Origin of the sequence: Undibacterium umbellatum, assembly GCF_014284125.1 — a bacterium.
Classification (GTDB): domain Bacteria; phylum Pseudomonadota; class Gammaproteobacteria; order Burkholderiales; family Burkholderiaceae_D; genus Undibacterium; species Undibacterium umbellatum.
The window spans coordinates 220,460-238,853 of record NZ_JACOFX010000003.1 but is presented as its reverse complement, the minus strand read 5'-3'; the positions used below and the strand labels follow the sequence as shown (position 1 = coordinate 238,853).

The 18,394-nt window shown below is 50.7% G+C and carries 17 protein-coding genes; 3 read left to right on the top strand and 14 right to left on the bottom strand.

What is annotated here, in order from left to right; all coding sequences use genetic code 11:
- Positions 1-3: 3 nt before the first annotated feature.
- From H8L47_RS09290 to can, 3 genes are all read right to left on the bottom strand, one after another.
- Positions 4-1,551: a cryptochrome/photolyase family protein gene (locus H8L47_RS09290; RefSeq protein ID WP_186953307.1), complete on the bottom strand. Its 1,548-nt coding sequence runs from the start codon at positions 1,549-1,551 to the stop codon at positions 4-6.
- Positions 1,552-1,577: 26 nt separating this feature from the next.
- Positions 1,578-1,745: a DUF2256 domain-containing protein gene (locus tag H8L47_RS09285; protein WP_186953306.1), complete on the bottom strand. Its 168-nt coding sequence runs from the start codon at positions 1,743-1,745 to the stop codon at positions 1,578-1,580.
- 106 nt (positions 1,746-1,851) lie between these two features.
- Positions 1,852-2,529: a carbonate dehydratase gene (gene can / locus H8L47_RS09280; protein ID WP_186953305.1), complete on the bottom strand. Its 678-nt coding sequence runs from the start codon at positions 2,527-2,529 to the stop codon at positions 1,852-1,854.
- 196 nt (positions 2,530-2,725) lie between these two features.
- Between can and H8L47_RS09275 the strand changes: the two genes are divergently transcribed.
- Positions 2,726-3,421: a type 2 periplasmic-binding domain-containing protein gene (locus H8L47_RS09275; RefSeq protein ID WP_186953304.1), complete on the top strand. Its 696-nt coding sequence runs from the start codon at positions 2,726-2,728 to the stop codon at positions 3,419-3,421.
- On the opposite strand, the gene H8L47_RS09270 is transcribed toward H8L47_RS09275, so the two are convergent.
- The 4 genes from H8L47_RS09270 to H8L47_RS09255 all read right to left on the bottom strand — a co-directional run bounded on the left by H8L47_RS09270 (position 3,418) and on the right by H8L47_RS09255 (position 6,996).
- A complete protein-coding gene (locus H8L47_RS09270; protein WP_186953303.1) occupies positions 3,418-4,668 on the bottom strand; it encodes an RNA polymerase sigma factor in 1,251 nt (416 codons plus the stop codon). The genes H8L47_RS09275 and H8L47_RS09270 overlap by 4 nt on opposite strands.
- Positions 4,650-5,033, bottom strand: coding sequence for a YciI family protein (locus H8L47_RS09265; protein ID WP_186953302.1), 384 nt, complete (start codon positions 5,031-5,033; stop codon positions 4,650-4,652). Before H8L47_RS09265 ends, H8L47_RS09270 begins: the two co-directional genes overlap by 19 nt.
- A 318-nt stretch (positions 5,034-5,351) precedes the next feature.
- Complete coding sequence (locus tag H8L47_RS09260) at positions 5,352-5,939, bottom strand: hypothetical protein (protein ID WP_186953301.1); 588 nt, start codon at positions 5,937-5,939, stop codon at positions 5,352-5,354.
- A 349-nt stretch (positions 5,940-6,288) separates the two neighbouring features.
- Complete coding sequence (locus tag H8L47_RS09255) at positions 6,289-6,996, bottom strand: glutathione S-transferase N-terminal domain-containing protein (RefSeq protein ID WP_186953300.1); 708 nt, start codon at positions 6,994-6,996, stop codon at positions 6,289-6,291.
- 143 nt (positions 6,997-7,139) lie between these two features.
- On the opposite strand from H8L47_RS09255, the gene H8L47_RS09250 reads away from it, so the two are divergent.
- Together H8L47_RS09250 and H8L47_RS09245 are read left to right on the top strand one after the other, a co-directional pair.
- Complete coding sequence (locus H8L47_RS09250) at positions 7,140-9,302, top strand: gluconolaconase (protein ID WP_186953299.1); 2,163 nt, start codon at positions 7,140-7,142, stop codon at positions 9,300-9,302.
- 74 nt (positions 9,303-9,376) lie between these two features.
- On the top strand, positions 9,377-10,093 hold the full coding sequence (locus H8L47_RS09245) for a hypothetical protein (protein WP_186953298.1): 717 nt from the start codon (positions 9,377-9,379) through the stop codon (positions 10,091-10,093).
- Positions 10,094-10,129: 36 nt separating this feature from the next.
- Here the strand turns inward: H8L47_RS09245 and H8L47_RS09240 are convergent, their stop codons facing one another.
- The 7 genes from H8L47_RS09240 to dnaJ form a co-directional block, all read right to left on the bottom strand.
- Complete coding sequence (locus H8L47_RS09240) at positions 10,130-10,942, bottom strand: TOBE domain-containing protein (protein WP_186953297.1); 813 nt, start codon at positions 10,940-10,942, stop codon at positions 10,130-10,132.
- Between the two features lie 23 nt (positions 10,943-10,965).
- On the bottom strand, positions 10,966-11,649 hold the full coding sequence (locus H8L47_RS09235) for an ABC transporter ATP-binding protein (RefSeq protein WP_186953296.1): 684 nt from the start codon (positions 11,647-11,649) through the stop codon (positions 10,966-10,968).
- Between the two features lie 9 nt (positions 11,650-11,658).
- A complete protein-coding gene (gene modB / locus H8L47_RS09230; RefSeq protein WP_186953295.1) occupies positions 11,659-12,333 on the bottom strand; it encodes a molybdate ABC transporter permease subunit in 675 nt (224 codons plus the stop codon).
- An 8-nt stretch (positions 12,334-12,341) separates the two neighbouring features.
- Positions 12,342-13,100 (bottom strand): molybdate ABC transporter substrate-binding protein, encoded by a 759-nt coding sequence (gene modA / locus H8L47_RS09225; protein WP_186953294.1) that lies wholly within the window; start codon positions 13,098-13,100, stop codon positions 12,342-12,344.
- Between the two features lie 220 nt (positions 13,101-13,320).
- On the bottom strand, positions 13,321-13,923 hold the full coding sequence (locus H8L47_RS09220) for a chalcone isomerase family protein (RefSeq protein ID WP_186953293.1): 603 nt from the start codon (positions 13,921-13,923) through the stop codon (positions 13,321-13,323).
- A gap of 64 nt (positions 13,924-13,987) precedes the next feature.
- Complete coding sequence (locus tag H8L47_RS09215; protein WP_186953292.1) at positions 13,988-16,966, bottom strand: EAL domain-containing protein; 2,979 nt, start codon at positions 16,964-16,966, stop codon at positions 13,988-13,990.
- A 258-nt stretch (positions 16,967-17,224) separates the two neighbouring features.
- Positions 17,225-18,349, bottom strand: coding sequence for a molecular chaperone DnaJ (dnaJ, locus tag H8L47_RS09210; protein ID WP_186953291.1), 1,125 nt, complete (start codon positions 18,347-18,349; stop codon positions 17,225-17,227).
- Positions 18,350-18,394: the final 45 nt, after the last annotated feature.

Sequence of the window (18,394 nt, the reverse complement as noted above, 5' to 3'; positions counted from 1 at the left end):
TACTTAAAGATCGTCGAGGCTGGCGCGTATATCTGTTGCCCTGTCGCGTAGCCCCTGCAAGACTTCTTTATCCATTTTCCTGAGTTGCGGGTACACCATGCCTATGCGCGGGTTGCTGGATAACTTGTCTTCGTTACGCGCAAAAAAATCCCAGTAGAGGGCATTGTAGGGGCAGGCACTTTCACCAGTGCGTTGCTTTTTATCATAATGACAGCCCTTGCAATAATCACTCATTTTGTCAATATAGGCTGCGGCTGACACATAGGGTTTGGTAGCAAGCATACCACCATCAGCAAACTGGCTCATGCCCAGAGTATTGGGCAACTCTACCCACTCAAACGCATCAATATAAATACCGAGATACCAGCGATGTACCTGCTGTGGCTGCAAGCCCGCCAGCAAGGCAAAATTACCAATGACCATCAGTCTTTGTATATGGTGGGCGTGGGCATGTTCCAGCGACTGGCTGATGGCGCTGGAGAGACAACGCATTTTTGTTTTTCCAGTCCAGAACCATGATGGTAATTCTGCTTCATGGGCAAAGAAATTATGCTCATCATAGCCGGGCATTTGCGCCCAGTAGATACCACGCACATATTCGCGCCAGCCCAGTATCTGTCGTATATACCCCTCTACCGCAGGCAAGGCGGCATGACCTGACCACAAAGCAGCTTCGACCTTGCTGACCACTTCTTGTGGATGCAGCATGTTGACATTCAGGGCAAAGGAAATCAGCGAATGGAACAATCGCCATGACTTGCTGCTCATGGCATCCTGAAACTCACCAAAATGCGGCAGGGCATGCTGGATAAAAGCGTCGAGTTGCGCCAGTGCTTCTGCGCGGTTCAGTGGCCATGCGAAGTTGCTTGCGTTTGCGTCGCCAAAGCTATTGATCCCTGCCTGCTGTATGGTTGCCCATAAAGCTGAATGATCATGCCGTGGCCGGAAATCTGCCGGCTCCCAGGGTATGCCTGGCCAGACTTTGCGATTGTCGTGATCATAATTCCACTGACCGCCTACTGGCTTGTTCGCCTCTTCCAGCAAGACCTGGTGCTTGACGCGCATGTGGCGATAGAAATTTTCCATCAGCCATTTCTTGCGACCTTCAAACAGGATGGCGGCTTCATCACGGCGGGTAAAAAAATGTTCGCTACTGCACATGCGGCAATTGATCTCGCTGGCGTCGCTGTAGGCAGCAAGTTGCGCATCGAGCTTGAATTCATCAGGCTCCTGGTATTCAAACTGGCTGCACTGATAATGCGCCTGCAGCCAGTCAAGATTGGCTGTCAGTGATTGTGTATTGTCTGCATCATCGATAGTCAGATAGTGCAGGCGATGTCCGGCAGCTTGCAGTTGCGTAGCCAGATCGCGCATGGCAGCAAAGATGGCGATGATTTTTTGGGCGTGGTGCAGGACGTAATCCGTTTCTTGCCGGATTTCCATCATGACATAAACGACATCGTCGGAAGTTTGGCTAAACCAGCTATGCACAGGATTGAGCTGGTCACCCAGAATAAGGCGCAATGTGGTTGCGGGTGCAGCAGTTTGCATGGCGCTTTCCGATTTGATAACGGCTCTCAAGCCTGTGACTTGCCACTGCTATTGCCGTGATTGTTGTTGCGACAGCGCTGGGAACAATATTTGACTTCGTCCCAGTTTTTTTCCCATTTCTTGCGCCAGTTAAATGGCAAACCGCAAGTCTGGCAAAGTTTGCTGGGCAAATCTGATTTTTTTCGCATTTTCATTTGGATAACTCCATTGCGAAGATGCATAGTCGTTGCAAATGTAGCGATGGCTGCTTAATGCAGCCATCTATCCAGTCTACAACTTAATTGTCACTGATTTAGCCACTTATTTCGCCACTTCATCATAACGCGCCAAACTGGCTTCGAGGTGCGGGGCCAGTTCATCGGCTGAGCTGACGGTCATCCCCAACTCACTGAGCAAGCCATCACGCAAGCCGTACACCCAACCATGCACGGTTAATGGCTGGCCACGGTCCCATGCATCTTGCACGATAGTGGTCTGGCACAGGTTGACGACTTGTTCGATGACATTCAATTCGCACAGGCGTTCGCTTTGTTGCTGCAAAGACAGTGCCTCACCCAGGTATTTTTCATGCTTTTGATGCACGTCCTGCACATGGCGCAACCAGTTGTCTGCCAGGCCAACACGGCGTTTGGTCAATGCAGCATGCACACCTGAGCAACCATAGTGACCGCAGATGATGATGTGCTTGACGCCAAGCACGTCAATCGCGAATTGCAGTACCGACAGGCAATTCAAATCAGAATGGACGACGACGTTGGCAATATTGCGGTGGACGAATAATTCGCCAGGCAAAAGACCCAGCAATTCATTCGCTGGAACGCGGCTATCAGAGCAGCCTATCCATAAGTATTCAGGGCTTTGTTGTGCTGCCAGCTTCTTAAAAAAATCAGCATCTTTTGCCGTGATCGCAGCAGCCCAATTGCGGTTGTTTTCAAATAATTGCTGTGGAGTCAATCCAGTGTTGCTTGTTGCGTTCATGCTCTCGCCCATTTATTTTAGACAGGCGAGATTCTAACCGCATTGGCGTTTGGCTGCATAATATATCCTGGCATGCTAATCTACCATGGTCCATCTGACATGATCTATTTGACATGGGCAAAAAAATTGCCAGGCGTATCTGCCTTGGCAATTCTTGAGGAAAACACGCATCCAGTGATGGAGATGGAGTTCAGACATGATCTCAGGCAAGCATGGCAAGACAATAGCGACTTGGCTTTATGCATTCGGCTTTTTTTTCCTCAGCAACACTGGGCCCGCCCAGGCGCAGCAAGAAAACTTGCGCATTGCCACGTTCGGCCAGGGTGGTCCCATGGAAAAAAATGCTGCTGCCTATCTGACTGAGCATTATAAAAATCTGGGCGTGCAGATTGAGTTTGTCAACCTGCCTGGTAATCGCGCCTTGCAAGAATCCAATAGCGGTCGCCTTGACGGTGAACTCATGCGTAAGGCAGGCCTGAGTATGGAATATCCTAATCTCCTGCAAATTTCAGTGCCTCTGGCAAGCACCAATACCGTAGCTTTTGCCCTGGATAAAAACATAGATGTTGATAAAGGCTGGGACAGTTTGCGCAAGCACACTTTTTCATATGAAATGGGCACCAAGCTCATAGAACAAAATACCCTGGGTTTCAGTACCGGCCATGCCGAACAAAATATCAAGGCAGCCTTCCGGCAAATGCTGCACCGGCGCGTAGAACTGATCATCATTGATGAACAGGCTGGCTTGCAACTGGTGAGAGAAATGGGACTGGAAGGCACCGTGCATATGTTGAAACCTGCAATCAGCACCACTCAACTCTACCACTATGTGCATAAAAAACATGCTGTCCTGGCAAACAAGCTGGAAATCTTGTTACTCAAAAATTATTAATCCAGACTGACGCGCTGCTTTTGCAAGAAACGCCGCACGGTTTTATCCGGCTCCAGCCCTATGGCAACATCATAAGCCTGGCGTGCTAGTACCAACTCACCGGCACTTCTCAATAAGTGCGCCCGCGCTGCCCAGTAAGCCTGGTAATTTTGCAGGCGCGGCTGTGCCTGTACAGTAGGCAGCATATGCAAAGCCACTTGTGGGCCTGCGGTTTCTGCCACTGCAATAGCATGGTTGATGGCGACTACGGGGGAATCGGTAATGTGCATCAACTGCGCATACAGTTGCACTATGGCTGGCCAGTCAGTCTGGCCGCTGATGCGCCTTGCTACATGGGCAGATTGTATGGCCGCTTCCAGTTGATAGCGCCCGGTTTGTTGCAATGCACTAGCGCGTCTGAGGATTTTTTCAGCAGCATGGATAAGCCGACCATCCCACAAACTGGTGTCTTGCTGTGCCAGCGGCACATACTCACCGCTAACATCTCGGCGCGCTGGCCGGCGCGATTCTGTGTACAGCATGAGTGCCAGCAAACCCAGCGACTCTGCTTCATCAGGTTTCAAGGCAGCCAACAAATCTGCCAGCCAGATGGCTTCATCAGTCAGATTAGCTTGCCCTTCTGCACCAGTAACATCAGCCCAGCCTGCGGTATAAATGGCATAGATGGCGTCGGTGATGGCATCCAGCCTTTCACCGATGACGCTCTGGTCCGGCACTAACAAAGGAATGCCGGAATCACGTATCTTGGCCTTGGCCCGTACCAGCCTTTGCGCCATGGTGGCTGGAGAAACCAGAAAGGCGGAGGCTATTGCCGCCGCATCCAGGCCAAGGATAGTTTGTAAAATCAACGGTGCCCGCATGCTGGCATCTATGGCAGGATGGGCGCAGGCAAACATCAGTGCCAGACGCTGGTCCGGGATTGCAGCGCTGTCTACCTCCTCCATCAATTCATCGCTGAGCAAGAGCAAATCAGGCAGGGCTGCTGCCTGGGTTTGCCGCTGGCGCACGACATCGATCATGGTGCGCCTGGCCACGGTCAATAACCAGGCTTCAGGCTTTGCCGGTATGCCAGTTTGCGGCCAGTGCTGCAAGGCACTTTCAAAAGCCGTGGACAAAGCATCTTCTGCCCAGGCCACGTCATGCGAACGTGCCGACAAAATGGCAAGCAGCCGCCCATAGCTGTTACGGACGGCGGCCTCTGCTACCCTCGCTGCTTCGGAACTTGCAACTAGGCTGCTGCCGTGCATTCGTCACCAGGCATATTTTCTGAAGGCCAGACAGGTCTGACTTCGATAGAGCCATAGGCTGCACCGGGGCAACGTGCTGCCCAGTGCATGGCGGCATCCAGGTCGGCCACATCGATAATGTAGAAACCACCGAGTTGCTCCTTGGCTTCGGCATAAGGGCCATCCAGCACCATCGTCTTACCTTCGCGCACGCGCACCGTGGTTGCGCTGGTCGACTCACGCAAACGCTCGCCAGATACCAACACACCAGCCTGCATTAACGCTTCGGAATAGGCACCGTAGGCAGCTATAACTTGCATCATCTCTGCATCCGGAATTTGTTGCTCTTCGGCTTCATTTGCGGCAATCAATAACATGTATTGCATGATTTTCTCCTTTTCAATTGTAACGGGCAAGATGCGCCGTCATGACAATGACGTTTGGGATACAGACAAATCGACAAAGTGCTAAAAATAAAAAAGCATGGTGCAAAATAAAATGCGAAGTCACGTACCGCAAAAATTTTAAATATTGAAAATATCGACGCAGGTGCGGCGTTTGTCGCCATTAAAATTATCTTTTCCCAGTGAAATCTTGAAATATATTTGCAATAAATTGGCATTGATAATATTGCACTCATTTCTAGTAAAAGTCATTCGTGATCATGTACGAATTAATTTCATAGCTTGCGCGCATTGCGAAAACTATTCTGACATCAGAGGATGACAAAATTCTTTCATGATTTCAGTCAGTCTCAACGGAAGCCCGGCATCAAGCCTTTGTTCGTCTGTAATCTGAGGGTTGATGGGGCAAACCTTAAGAGGCATTCTTGACACCAGTTCCAGCCCATAATCCCTGGGTATGCCGCTGGCCTTAAGATAGCGTTCAACCCGGCTAACCATGCTTCCGGCCTGCTCAAATAAGCCTAACCTGGCAGCCTTGCGTGCAAAAAAGAAACCTAGCAGATGATTTTCCTGAGAACGCCAACTCTCATTTTCTTCAGATTCAGAACCAGTATTGGTATGTTGCAAAATAACCGACACCAAAGCTAACTCCCTGGCTGTCCAAGGCAAATCATCCACCATCATCTCAAACAGGCGCATCCGGTGGGCAGCATCCGACTTCAACTCAGCCGCCCTGTCATAAACATCACCTCGTTTAAAAAGCGAACGAGTCTTTTGGTCTGACTGATAGATCTTATCGATTTCAGCAGCTCTTTTTGAACTTTCGGCATTGACTGACGCCACAAAAATAAGATTTGCAAAGAACAGTATGATTTTTAAAAGTCTCATGCAACTACCTACATGTTTAAATTTGATGATTATCTTGTCTGTCTACAGGAATACTCCGATACGCCAGATAGTACAGGCGCAAACTTGGCAGGAAGAGCAAATGTCCCGCACCAGATGCCATCGACGCCGCTGCCTTTTAACCTCTATCGCGCTTTCTTGTTTGTTAATACTATATCTGCATTTATAGGGATCCTCACATTCCAATTCTGATCTGAATACTTAATTTGAAAGAGCAAGCATTTAACATTTAGTTTTCAGGAGGTACGAACCAAACTCAGAAAATTGAATTCATACTCCTGTCGAATAAAAATGATCATTTACATAAGTGATTTCGCTTATTAGTTCAACATTAACGCCCTGGTATCAACAAGCCCCTTTGCACTGCCGGACGCCCCACAAACTCGGCCAGGGCGCGTTGTACATGCGGAAAGTCATTGATACCTACCAGGTCACCGGCTTCGTAAAAACCGATCAGGTTGCGTATCCATGGAAAAATCGCGATATCGGCAATGGTATAGGTATCGCCCATGATCCATTTCCGGTCTGCCAGGCGCTGGTTGACTACGCCCAGCAGGCGTTTGGATTCTGCCACATAACGGTCACGCGGGCGTTTGTCTTCATAGGTTTTGCCAGCGAACTTATTGAAGAAGCCAAGCTGGCCAAACATGGGGCCTATGCCACCCATCTGGAACATCAGCCATTGTATGCATTCATAACGCTCTGCCGCATCGGTGGGGATACATTTCCCGGTCTTGTCTGCCAGATACAGCAGGATGGCACCGGATTCAAACAAGGCCAGCGGTTTATCACCTGGGCCTTGCGGATCGATGATGGCGGGGATTTTATTGTTTGGGTTCAGTGACAAGAATTCTGGCGAGGTCTGGTCATTGGTCTCAAAATTGACCAGATGTGGTTCATACGGCAGGCCAATTTCTTCGAGCATGATGGAAACTTTCACGCCATTTGGAGTGGGCAGTGAATACAGTTGCAGGCGTTCAGGATGTTGTGCTGGCCATTTTTTATTGATGGAAAAATTGCTTAATACGGTGCTGGACATGGTGTTTCCTTCCTAATGTGTACTTGCCCTTGGGCATAAAATGGTGATGCTAATCTATTTAGGAAATTTCTGCGCACGATGGCAAGTCTCTGTTATTTGGGCTAAGCTGCACGACTTGTATTTTGCTTGGTCCAATTTTTCTCATGCACCGAACCCTCGTCATCCGCCTGCTGTTTGTCATTGCCATGCTCGCCATCATACTGGGGCTATTGCGCTATCTGCCCAAGGATATGCCAGCCACCATGCCTGAAAACATGCTGGCTAAAGTCGGCGTGATTAAAAAGCCATCCGGAACTTCGTTTGAATGGCAAGCCGAACTGGATGTGTATGCTGGCCTGCCGGATGTCGATGCCAGTTATTTTTCTGACCCCTATGCAGTAGCGATAGACAAGCAGGGCAATATTTTTGTCAGCGATGCGGGCGAACATAACCAGATCAAAAAGATCGGCAATGATGGGGCGGTTACACCCTATGCCGGTTCTGTCGAAGGTTTTGCTGATGGCATGACAGATCAGGCAGCGTTCAATACGCCGTCTGGCATTGCGCTGGATGGCAAGGGCAATTTGTTGGTAGCAGATACTGGCAATCATGCCATACGCAGTATCAGCCCTGAAGGCATGGTGACTACCCTGGCAGGCAATGGCAAACCCGGTTACCACGATGGCATCGGTACGCAAACACAATTCAATGGCCCGATAGGAATTGCAGTTGATGTAGCGGGCAATGTCTATGTAGCGGATACCTACAACGACCGCATACGCAAGATCAGCACTGATGGCCAGGTCAGCACACTTGCTGGTGGCAATGGGTCGGGTTATCAGGATGGCCCGGCAGCGACTGCCCTATTTGATACACCTACAGGTGTGGCAATCAATAGCAAGGGGGAGCTACTCATCGCCGACAGCAAGAATGACGCCGTACGCAGACTGGGCATGGATGGGCAAGTCACAACCGTGGCGCGTGCCCTGGATGACGAAGAAAAACCCCTGATGCGCCGTCCTCTGAGTATAGTCGCCACCCATGACGATCACCTTTATATAGGCGAGGCTGGCAAGGGCCGCATCATACAAATTTCGCCCACAGGTGAAATGCGTGGCGTAACAGGTGTCGGTATTAATTTTGAACCTGGAGATGAGACAACCCCACGCTTCCAGCACCCTACAGGCATAGCGCTGAACAACAACGGCGCTTTGTTTGTCAGCGACTCAGTACGCCTGCAATTGCTGAGGATACGCGCCCGCGGCGCTGCTGATACCGCAACTGACACGAAACCTCCAGCACCAGCACCCGTGCACAAAATCAAGAACACCCGCCTGGACGATGAAATCAAATCCTACCCCTGGCCCATCAAGCCACAACAGTCACCACATGAAGTCGTCGGCACCATGGGTGAAGTGCGCGGCAATTATGAGGGCGAAAGTCGCGATCATTTCCATGGCGGTCTGGATGTGCAGGCAAATATGGGCACGACTGTGTACGCCATCGCCAGTGAAAAAGTGCGCGGCACCAGCGGTAGCTGGGGCTACGGTGGCCTCAGCGAAGGCATCAAGCTCGACAGCATGGCTTACATCCACATGAAGGTGGGGCGCACAGCTAAAGATGCGCTGATCGATGACGATAAATTCCAGCTGCAGACGCTGGCAGATGGCAAACCCTATGCAGTGCGTGTCAGGCGCGGCACCCGCTTCAAGACAGGCGAAGCACTGGGCAGTATCAACCGCATGTTCCATGTGCATCTGGAACATAATCACGCGGGCCTCAAAATCAATCCGCTGCAACTGAACTTCCCCGGCCTGGTAGATACCGTCGCACCTGAGATAGAAGACATCACGATCATCGATGGCAGCGGCAAAGAGATCAAGGACAAACAGCAAGGCCGCCTGCTATTGTCCAGCCAGGTCAAGGATTACGGCCTTGTCGTTGATGCCTATGACCAGGTGGACGGTAATGCCAAACGCCGCCGTCTGGGCTTGTACCAATTGGGTTATCAGCTCTTGTACACCGATGGCAGCCCAGTGCCGGGCTATGAAAACCCGCGCATGACCATGGAATTCAATGCCCTGCCACCTGACCGCGAAATGGTCAAATTATTGTATGCAGAAGAAAGCGGCATCACGGTACACGGAGCGAAGAAAACCCGCTTTTTGTACTTGGCCAGCAATTCGGTCAAGGATGGGATTGCTAAAAAAGGTAGCTGGGACGTCAGTAGGTTAGCACCTGGCAACTATGTCTTGCGTATCCATGCGGCGGACTTTGCGGGGAATGTGGCGAAAGATAATCGGGACCTGAGATTCACTTTGGAATAATGCTTTTGGAAGAGCAAAGTAGCTACCATCTGACCAATCATCTGCTACATTAAAGACACTAAAAACTCTTCACGATGATACATATTCACATAGCACGGTTACTTTTCCTCGCTGCTTTGACTCCGCCAACTTGCCCTGCATTTGCAGAAATTGTTCCAGAGTCAGTTGGGCATGGCCTGGTTTCGTTCGGTGGCTACCAGACGAAACAAACAAAATCCCTGGCAGATATCCCACAAGCCGTAGTAGCACGACTTGACGTACATCTTAAAAAACGCCTTGGAGAAACACAATACGCTCATTTGAAATTTTCCGGTGCTCAGTTGTTAGACGCACATTCCAAAAATGACGAGAGCAATGTCCCCGCCTATATATTGCAGTTCGATTTTGAATTGCCTGGAACACCCAGAATCATTTTCCCTGCTGAGATCTGGCTCAAGTCTGACGCGAGTGTGATCAAGGAGATTAACCTACCTGCTTATGCGAATTCAACAAACAAGCAAGTGTTTCATAATTTCAAGGAATTTACAGAGCTCATAGCCAGGAGAGGTTTTCTCGAAAAGAACATGGCTTATGTGCTTGAACACAATGAAGATGGCGTCATCGTCAAGAAAGGCTTGTTCGAGAGAAACATGACCGTCAGGCTAGAATACTATGAAAAACTTGATACCCTCGCCTGGGTCTATACCAAAATATTATCGGACAACAGTTACACCACAGAGATGAAATCCATTGTGATCAATGCATATTCAGGAAAAATTATACGTACCCTAAAATCCCGCGCTATTCGTTGAAATGCGGTGCCAAGTCCGGCACATTTTGTACCAAAATCAGCCAGCCACACCCAATATCACACTGGAAGCCTTGAACAAGCCTGTCACTGCACCACCCACAGCCATGCCCATGCTGGTCGCGCTTTCATTGGTGATGATGGCGGCCAGGGTCGCACCACCGGGCAGTTCGACTACCACTTCAGTATTGACTGCACCGGGCAGGATACGGCTAATACTGCCTGTGAGCTGGTTGCGGGCTGACAACTTGGCATTGCTATCATCTGTCATCAGGATGATGGAAGAAGATTTTACTAATGCAAATGCTTCTGCTCCTATTTGCAAACCCAGTTCCTGCGCACTCTCATGGGTGATGATGGCGACGATCTTCTGGCCACCGGCGATTTCCAGTTCCATCTCATCATTGATGGCGCCGTGCTTGACCTGGCTGACTTTGCCGAGGAACTGGTTGCGTGCGCTGGTTTTCATATTCATATTCCTGATCAATAAAAAATCGTCAGCAATGCCTACTGCCTGCCTGTCTAGCTGTGCGATGAAGTCGCGGTGTTCTTTTTCTATGATCTTGAAATTACTGACCAGTTGCTCACCGCGCTTCGTCAGCCGTGTGCCACCACCTCCCTTGCCACCAGTCAGGCGTTCTACCAGAGGTTCGCCTGCGAGATTATTCATGGTGTCTATGGCATCCCAGGCAGCTTTATAACTCATCTTGACAGCCTTGGCCGCCTGAGTAATCGAGCCGCTTTCGGCAAGCTGGGCCAATAAGGCAATGCGGCTTTGGCCGCCAAGGTTTTCTCCATCAACAGTCATCCAGACTGAGCCTTGCAGTGCGATGGATTTATTTTTTGTGTTCATTGCTTTGCCGTCTCCTTGCCCTTTCATGCTGCATCCTTAACGATGTTAATGAGTCTGCCATCCTGCAAATTCAGCACATGTTCACCAAACACCTGAGCATCTTCTGCATCATGTGTGATGAGCATCATGGGGATATTCAATTGCTTTTGCAGGCTGTCGAGTTCTTTTCGCATGCTGATGCGCAGGGGCTGGTCGAGGGCGGCAAAGGGCTCATCGAGCAAGAGTGCACGTGGTTCGGCGATCAGGGCGCGGGCCAGTGCTGTTCTCTGTTTTTGTCCGCCTGACAATTCATGCGGCATTTGCCTGGCCAAAGCTTTTATGTGCAGGGCTTCGAGCCAGTAATCGACCTTCTCATCCTGCACTTTCGCGGAAGGATTACGCCAGCCATGAGCCAGGCCAAAGGCGATGTTCTGTGCAACGTTAAGATGTGGGAACAGGGCATAGTCCTGGAATAAATAAGCCAGCTGGCGACGCTGTGGTGGCAAGTTGATGCTGGCAGTATGGTCGAACAGGGTATTGCCAGCGACATGGATGTAGCCAGTATCGGGAGTCATCAAACCGGCGATGGCTTTCAGTACCAAACTCTTGCCAGCGCCGGATGGGCCGAGTATGACGAGACGCTGGCAATCGCTGCGAACCACAACATCGAGTTCAAAACGACGCTGGCCAGATTGCAGGGTCTTGTGTATGTGCAGGTCAAATTGCATCGTGTCCTTTCACATGCGGTTGGCGATGCGGCCAGGCGCCAGCTTGCCTGCCAGCAGTAACACCGCAATACAGACTGCCGAAGTCAGCAGTACCAGGGTATTGGCAACATCGTCCTGCCCTGCCTGTACTGCTTCATAAACGGCAATCGACAAAGTCTGGGTCTTGCCTGGTATGCTGCCAGCCACCATCAGGGTGGCACCAAATTCACCCAGGGCACGGGCGAAGGCCAGCAAGACGCCAGCCAAGATACCGCGCCATGCCAGCGGCAAAGTCACGCGGAAAAAGATCGCCATTTCTGATATTCCCAGAACCCGTGCAGCCTGTTCCAGTTGCCCGTCTACCGCTTCAAAAGCCGCCCGCGCCGGTTTGAATACCAGCGGAAAGGCAACGATGGCTGCTGCGATGACTGCACCTTGCCAGGTAAAAATGAAGCTGAAGCCAAAATGATCCTGCAACCATGCCCCCAGCGCGCTACGCCGCCCCAGCAAGACCAGCAGGTAATAACCGAGTACGGTGGGCGGCATGACCATGGGCAGGGTCAACAGGGTATCGAGCAAGTCACGACCAGGGAAGCGCTTGCGTGCCAGCAGGTAGCCCACGCCTATGCCAAATATCAGATTCAGCAGCGTGGCCCAGCCCGCGACTTTCAATGACAATAGCAGGGCTGTCCATGCTGGATTCATAGCTGGCCTTAAGGTTTTTGGAAACCGTATTTAACAAGGATGGCCTGGCTTTGCGGCAAGAACAAAAAAGCGATAAAACGCCTGGCCTCGTCACCATTACTGCTGGCCTTGATTTTGGCGACAGGATAAGTGACAGACATGTCCAGCGGTACGGCCATGACGACTTTGACCTTGTCTTTCATGATGGCAGCATCGGTCGCATACACAAAGCCGCTATCGACTTCACCACGGGCCACATAGTCGAGCGACTGGCGCACATTCTGAGTGTAGATAGCCTTGGCTTCCAGCGCGGGCCAGAGCTTGGCTGCGGTCAGCGCATACTGGGTATAACGCCCTACCGGCACGCTGCCAGGGTTGCCAATGGCAACGCGCTTGACGCCAGCCTGGCTCAAATCCTCCAGGCGCTTGATAGATAAAATGCTATCTATGGGCGCAATCAGCACCAAAGTGTTTTTAACGAAATCACGGCGGTCGCCAGCGACGACCAGGCCCTGCTTTTGCGCTTCATCCATGCTCTCCTGATCTGCCGAGGCAAACACATCGACCGGTGCACCTTTGGCAATTTGCTGCAGCAGTGCGCCAGACGCGCCAAAGTTCAGAGATACCTTGGCTTCAGGATACTGCGCCTGATAATTTTGGGCGATTTCCTTGAAGGCATTGGTCAGGCTGGCAGCGGCGGAGACTGTGACTTCTGCGGCAAGGCTCGTGGCAGAGTTGGTGCAGAAAGCAATACTAACAATGAGTTTGCCCAAGGTCTTGATTTGCATGAGGTGTCCAGACAATAAGTGTCAAACAAGAAGCGTAATATACACTTATATATAGCGCATGAGAAATAGCTTCATTTGAATACTTGATATGCATCATGGAAATAATTATCCCTGTCTATCCGTAACTAGCGCTCAATAACAAAGAAACACCTGAACTGAAGCAGGCAATAAAAAAGCGCAAGGATTTGCATCCCTGCGCCTCTCATCTGATTCTGAAGGATTAGCGCATACGCGTATCCTCTTCTGCCAGCATAGCTTTTTTGAGGCTGCGGTCTACCGGGGATTCACCCAGCCAGATGCGCAGCAAGGCGTTGTAGAAAGCGATGTCCGGATAAGGATCGCCCATCTTTTTGCCGTTCAGTGCCACGACTGTGCCGACACCGGGTATCCAGTCATTGGTCATGACATCGCCCTTTTTGAGTTCCGGCACGGAGGCAAACAATTCACCGAAGCGGATAAATTGCATCGTCATTTTGGACTTTTCTGCCTTGTCGGTGTTTTGCTGAATACCGGTCATGAAGCCACGCCCGAATTCTTCATTGCTGAGGTCACGCAACATGACGATAGTCACACGGCGTGGCCCGGCTGATGCCAGTACTTCTGGTACTGTGGTCTTTTTCTCTTTCAGATACAGACCCGCTGCATAAACTTTGAAAATAGCCTTGTAGCGTATGCCAGCACCGTTGAGGCTCAGTTCTGTGCCGCCTACTTGTACACTTTCATCAAATTTAACACCAGCAACCTCTGCGGCACTAGCCTGTACACTCATACACATAGCCAGCGCCAGTCCTGCTAAGCGCATTCCTGTTTTATTCAATTGCATTTGTCTCCCCTTTTATTGTGCGTCCGTTTTAGCCGTCACGCTTTGGGTTGCAATAACGGTTACTCTAGCTTACCTGAATTTCAACTCTAGGGCTGTCGGCTTTTTTCAGGTATTGCCGGCTCGAAATAAACTCGTCAAAATCCTCTATGGGGATGGGCTTGCAGAATAGATAACCCTGATACGCCAGGCAACCTGCTTGCAGCAAAAACTCACGCTGTTGTTCGGTTTCTACGCCCTCGGCAATTACATTCAAATCCAGGCTGCCACCCAGACTGATGATGGTGCGGACAATATTTGCATTGTTCACATCGTCCGGCAGATTGTGTACAAAGCTGCGATCTATCTTGAGTTGGGTCAGGGGCAGGCGTTGCAGATAAGACAGGGATGAATAACCCGTTCCAAAATCGTCCATGGAAAAGCCAACGCCCAGCTTTTTAATGGCATGCATTTTTTCGATGACGCTGGTGACATCTTCCAAGACCACACTTTCTGTCAATTCCAGTTTCAGCAAGACCGGGTTGGCACCGGTTTCATGCAAGATGCGCGTCACATCTCCTACAAAGCCAGTATGGCGGAACTGGCGGGCACTGACATTCACAGCCAGTTGCATGCCGGATTTTACGGGGTCACTGGCCCAGGTGGTGATTTGTCTGCAAGCAGTTTCAAGTACCCATAAACCTATGGGCAGGATCAGGCCGGTTTCTTCTGCCAGTGGAATGAAATCCAGCGGCGACACCAGGCCACGGCCAGGATGCTTCCAGCGCAGCAAGACTTCTGCACCTATCGGGTCACCCAAAGCACTGACCTGCAACTGATAATGCAAAATAAATTGATGATGCATCAGGGCATGACGCAAATCGGTTTCCATGGCCGTGCGGAATTCCAGTGCAGCCTGCATGCTTGGGTCGAAAAAGCGGACATTATTCTTACCCATACCCTTTGCCTGGTACATGGCCATGTCAGCGCGGCGCAATAATTCGTCTATCCCTACCGCTTCCACACCAAACATGGTAATGCCTATGCTGCCCGAGCTTTCATAGTCGATATGACCAAGATTGATGGTCTGGCTCAGCGTCAGGCGAATTTTTTCAGCGACGTGTTCTGCCAGGCTGGCCGCATGCTGCACTTCTTCATGCAGGCCTTCCAGCAAAACCACGAATTCATCACCACCTGTGCGTGATACTGTATCGTCAGCCCGTACACAGGCGTGGATGCGCTTGCCTATCTGAGTCAGCAGCATGTCACCCATATTGTGGCCCTGGGTATCATTCAGGGTTTTGAAATTGTCCAGGTCTATCATCAGGATGGCGCCATAACGCTGGTGTCTGCGACTCAAGGCCAGGGCGCGTGCCAGCCTGTCGAGCAAGAGACGGCGATTCGGCAAACCCGTCAGCGGATCGAAAAAAGCTAGTTGATGAATTTTTTCTTCGGAGACCTTGTACTCGGTAATATCGTTGAAGGAGCCGACATAATTGGTCACGCTGCCATCGTTACCCAGGACGGCAGAGATCACCAGACGTTCCGAATAAATTTCACCATTCTTGCGGCGATTCCATAACTCACCCTGCCAGCGATGATTGAGGCGTATTTCTTCCCACATCTGAGTATAAAAAACTTCGTCATGGCGGCCTGATTGCAATAGCCGGGTGCTCTGACCTACGGCTTCAGTGGCCTCGTAGCCAGTGATGCGGGTAAAGGCTTTGTTGACACGCAAGATTTGCAGTTTGTCATCAGTGATGAGTATGCCCTCTTCCGTCTCAAACGCCATGGCCGCAATTTCCAGCTCTTTGTCGGCCAGTTTTTTGTCAGTGATATCCCTTAACAAGGCCACATATTGCTCTAAATGTCCGTGCTGATCATGCACTGGCGTCAGTAATAGTTCCAACCAGAGTTGCTGTCCAGGATCGCTTTGCCTGCTGTATTCCAAAGTGAGCGGCTTTTTTTCTCCACTGTCTTCAGCCAGCATGGCAGCCACCTCGGGCGCAAACAAATCAGCCAGTTTTTTTTGATACAAGGCGTCCTGTTTATAGCCACTCAAATGGCAGGCAGCCTGATTGACGTAATTGATATGACCATCATTGCCAGCTATCATCACCCCTTGCGAAGTTGCGCTCAAGGCTTCGTTGCGCAAACGTAGCAGTGCTTCACTTTCGCGCAAACTTCGGGCATTCAAGTCACGCTGTCTGTGTCTGATAATGGACTGGTAACTGAGCATCCAGACCATCAGGCAAACTACCAGGCCAAAGACTTCGATGAATCTCGACAATCTGGTGGCACCCTGCCACCCACCTAGCGGCAAAGCTGCCAGTTCCCAGCTACCGCCCGGCAAAATGATGCTCTGGGTAACGGCGTCGCTGCCAAACAGGCTACTCTCACCTAAAAAGACCTCTCCCTTGCTGCCCTTGGCATCGCGCCCGCGTATTGCCAGCTGGATCTCCTTTTGCATCTGGGCGATACCTGCCTGTTCCAGCAATCCGTCGTAATTGACCACCATGGCAATCGAACCAAGAAATTCATCGCGGTTTTCATGTTGATACACAGGTATGCGCACTACCAGTCCAGTCCCACCTTGCACCAGGTTTAGTGGTCCGGCAATTTGTATATTGCGCTCTTCCATCATGCGCTGGTAGACAGGCCATTGCTGTGGCAGCTTGCGATAATCGGCACCCAGGACTTTTTCATTGCCCTGGTAAGGGTAGACATAATTGACGATGGTCCCTTTGACAAGCACCAGATTACGGATACTGGGATTGGCATTCGCCACTTCTGCCGCCAGTACCTTGAACTCCTGTTCTGGTAAATCCGGCTTGGTGGCAAAGGTGACGGCCAGCACCCTGGCTGCTGAAATATTCGAGGTCAGACCCGCACCCAGTTTGGCGCGCAAGACCACCAGTTTTTCTATGAGTTCGACCTTTTGTTTCTGGATAGCCAGCTCACGCTCATTATTGTCGACTGCCCAAAAACCAAAAAACACAATCAGTGCCGCTCCCAGCGCAAATAATCTGGGATATCTGGATGACATGCCTATGTATGAATTATCCATCAAGGCCTTAGTATGCTGAAATATGTCCTGAAAAATGTCCCGACAGCGGGTTTCAATCCGGGGCTTGTTTGTGGCTTGATACCATCCTGCACTCAGCGAGATTCAGCAGCTGCTTTATCTCACAATAGTATCAGAATGCTACCTTAAACTATTGCAAAATTCAGGACTTGAGACATAAGAAAATACATTCTATCCCCAGCGGCAACAAAAAAGCCTGCCAAGAGATACTGGCAGGCTTTCGTGTTGGATTAAACAGACTTATTCAAAAAATTTCTTGACCTTGTCCATCCAGGTTTTGCTTTGCGGGTTGTGCTTGGGGCCACCTTCTACCGTCAACTTTTCGAAGTCACGCAAGAGTTCTTTTTGCTTTTCTGTCAGCTTCACCGGTGTTTCGATGACAACATGGCAGAACAAGTCACCAGCATAACCAGAACGCACACCCTTCACACCCTTGCTGCGCAGGCGGAAAGTCTTGCCAGACTGCGTGCCTTCAGGCACGGTGAACGATGCCTTGCCGCTCAGGGTCGGGACTTCGATATCGCCACCTAGAGCTGCCTTGACAAAGGAAATCGGGATTTCGCAATGCAGGTCATCGCCTTCGCGCTGAAATACCGGATGTTGCTTGATATGGATTTCTACATACAAATCACCCGGAGGGCCACCATTGACACCTGGTTCACCATTACCGGATGAACGGATGCGCATGCCATCGTCTATACCTGCTGGTATTTTAACTTCCAGTGTTTTGTTACGCTTGATGCGGCCTACACCAGAGCAAGCAGTGCAAGGATCAGGAATCATCTTGCCTGTGCCATGACATTTGGGGCAAGTCTGCTGTATGCTGAACAAGCCTTGTTGCATGCGTACCTGACCATGGCCAGCGCAAGTGGTACAGGTGACTGGCGAAGTGCCTGGCTTGGCGCCGGAACCATGGCAGGTATCGCAAGAATCCCAGCTAGGTACGCGGATCGTGGTATCAAAACCATTGGCAGCCTGTTCCAGCGAGATTTCCAGGTTATAACGCAAATCAGCACCGCGATACACCTGCGGGCCGGCGTTACGGCGACCACCACCGCCACCAAAAATATCACCAAAAATATCACCAAAGGCATCGGCAAAACCACCAGCACCGCCGCCACCGCCGCCGCCCATATTGGGATCGACACCGGCGTGACCATAACGGTCATAGGCATCGCGCTTCTGGCTGTCGGAAAGCATCTCGTAAGCCTCTTTGGCTTCCTTGAATTTTTCTTCCGCGACCTTGCTATCCGGATTACGGTCCGGATGGTACTTCATCGCCATTTTGCGATAAGCTTTTTTGATCTCGTCTTCGGTGGCGTTTTTGCCTAGCCCAAGAATCTCGTAAAAATCACGCTTCGCCATCTCTTGTTAACCTCAGTATTGTTCTTGAACTTAAGCCAAAACTTA

Coding starts and splice junctions, on each gene's coding strand:
- H8L47_RS09270 (WP_186953303.1), bottom strand. CDS start 4,668: ATGCACGGCAGCAGCCTAGTTGCAAGTTCCGAAGCAGCGAGGGTAGCA.
- dnaJ (WP_186953291.1), bottom strand. CDS start 18,349: ATGGCGAAGCGTGATTTTTACGAGATTCTTGGGCTAGGCAAAAACGCC.
- H8L47_RS09235 (WP_186953296.1), bottom strand. CDS start 11,649: ATGCAATTTGACCTGCACATACACAAGACCCTGCAATCTGGCCAGCGT.
- H8L47_RS09265 (WP_186953302.1), bottom strand. CDS start 5,033: ATGCAATACATGTTATTGATTGCCGCAAATGAAGCCGAAGAGCAACAA.
- H8L47_RS09240 (WP_186953297.1), bottom strand. CDS start 10,942: ATGAACACAAAAAATAAATCCATCGCACTGCAAGGCTCAGTCTGGATG.
- H8L47_RS09260 (WP_186953301.1), bottom strand. CDS start 5,939: ATGAGACTTTTAAAAATCATACTGTTCTTTGCAAATCTTATTTTTGTG.
- H8L47_RS09250 (WP_186953299.1), top strand. CDS start 7,140: ATGCACCGAACCCTCGTCATCCGCCTGCTGTTTGTCATTGCCATGCTC.
- H8L47_RS09215 (WP_186953292.1), bottom strand. CDS start 16,966: ATGGATAATTCATACATAGGCATGTCATCCAGATATCCCAGATTATTT.
- H8L47_RS09255 (WP_186953300.1), bottom strand. CDS start 6,996: ATGTCCAGCACCGTATTAAGCAATTTTTCCATCAATAAAAAATGGCCA.
- modB (WP_186953295.1), bottom strand. CDS start 12,333: ATGAATCCAGCATGGACAGCCCTGCTATTGTCATTGAAAGTCGCGGGC.
- can (WP_186953305.1), bottom strand. CDS start 2,529: ATGAACGCAACAAGCAACACTGGATTGACTCCACAGCAATTATTTGAA.
- H8L47_RS09290 (WP_186953307.1), bottom strand. CDS start 1,551: ATGCAAACTGCTGCACCCGCAACCACATTGCGCCTTATTCTGGGTGAC.
- H8L47_RS09245 (WP_186953298.1), top strand. CDS start 9,377: ATGATACATATTCACATAGCACGGTTACTTTTCCTCGCTGCTTTGACT.
- modA (WP_186953294.1), bottom strand. CDS start 13,100: ATGCAAATCAAGACCTTGGGCAAACTCATTGTTAGTATTGCTTTCTGC.
- H8L47_RS09275 (WP_186953304.1), top strand. CDS start 2,726: ATGATCTCAGGCAAGCATGGCAAGACAATAGCGACTTGGCTTTATGCA.
- H8L47_RS09285 (WP_186953306.1), bottom strand. CDS start 1,745: ATGAAAATGCGAAAAAAATCAGATTTGCCCAGCAAACTTTGCCAGACT.
- H8L47_RS09220 (WP_186953293.1), bottom strand. CDS start 13,923: ATGCAATTGAATAAAACAGGAATGCGCTTAGCAGGACTGGCGCTGGCT.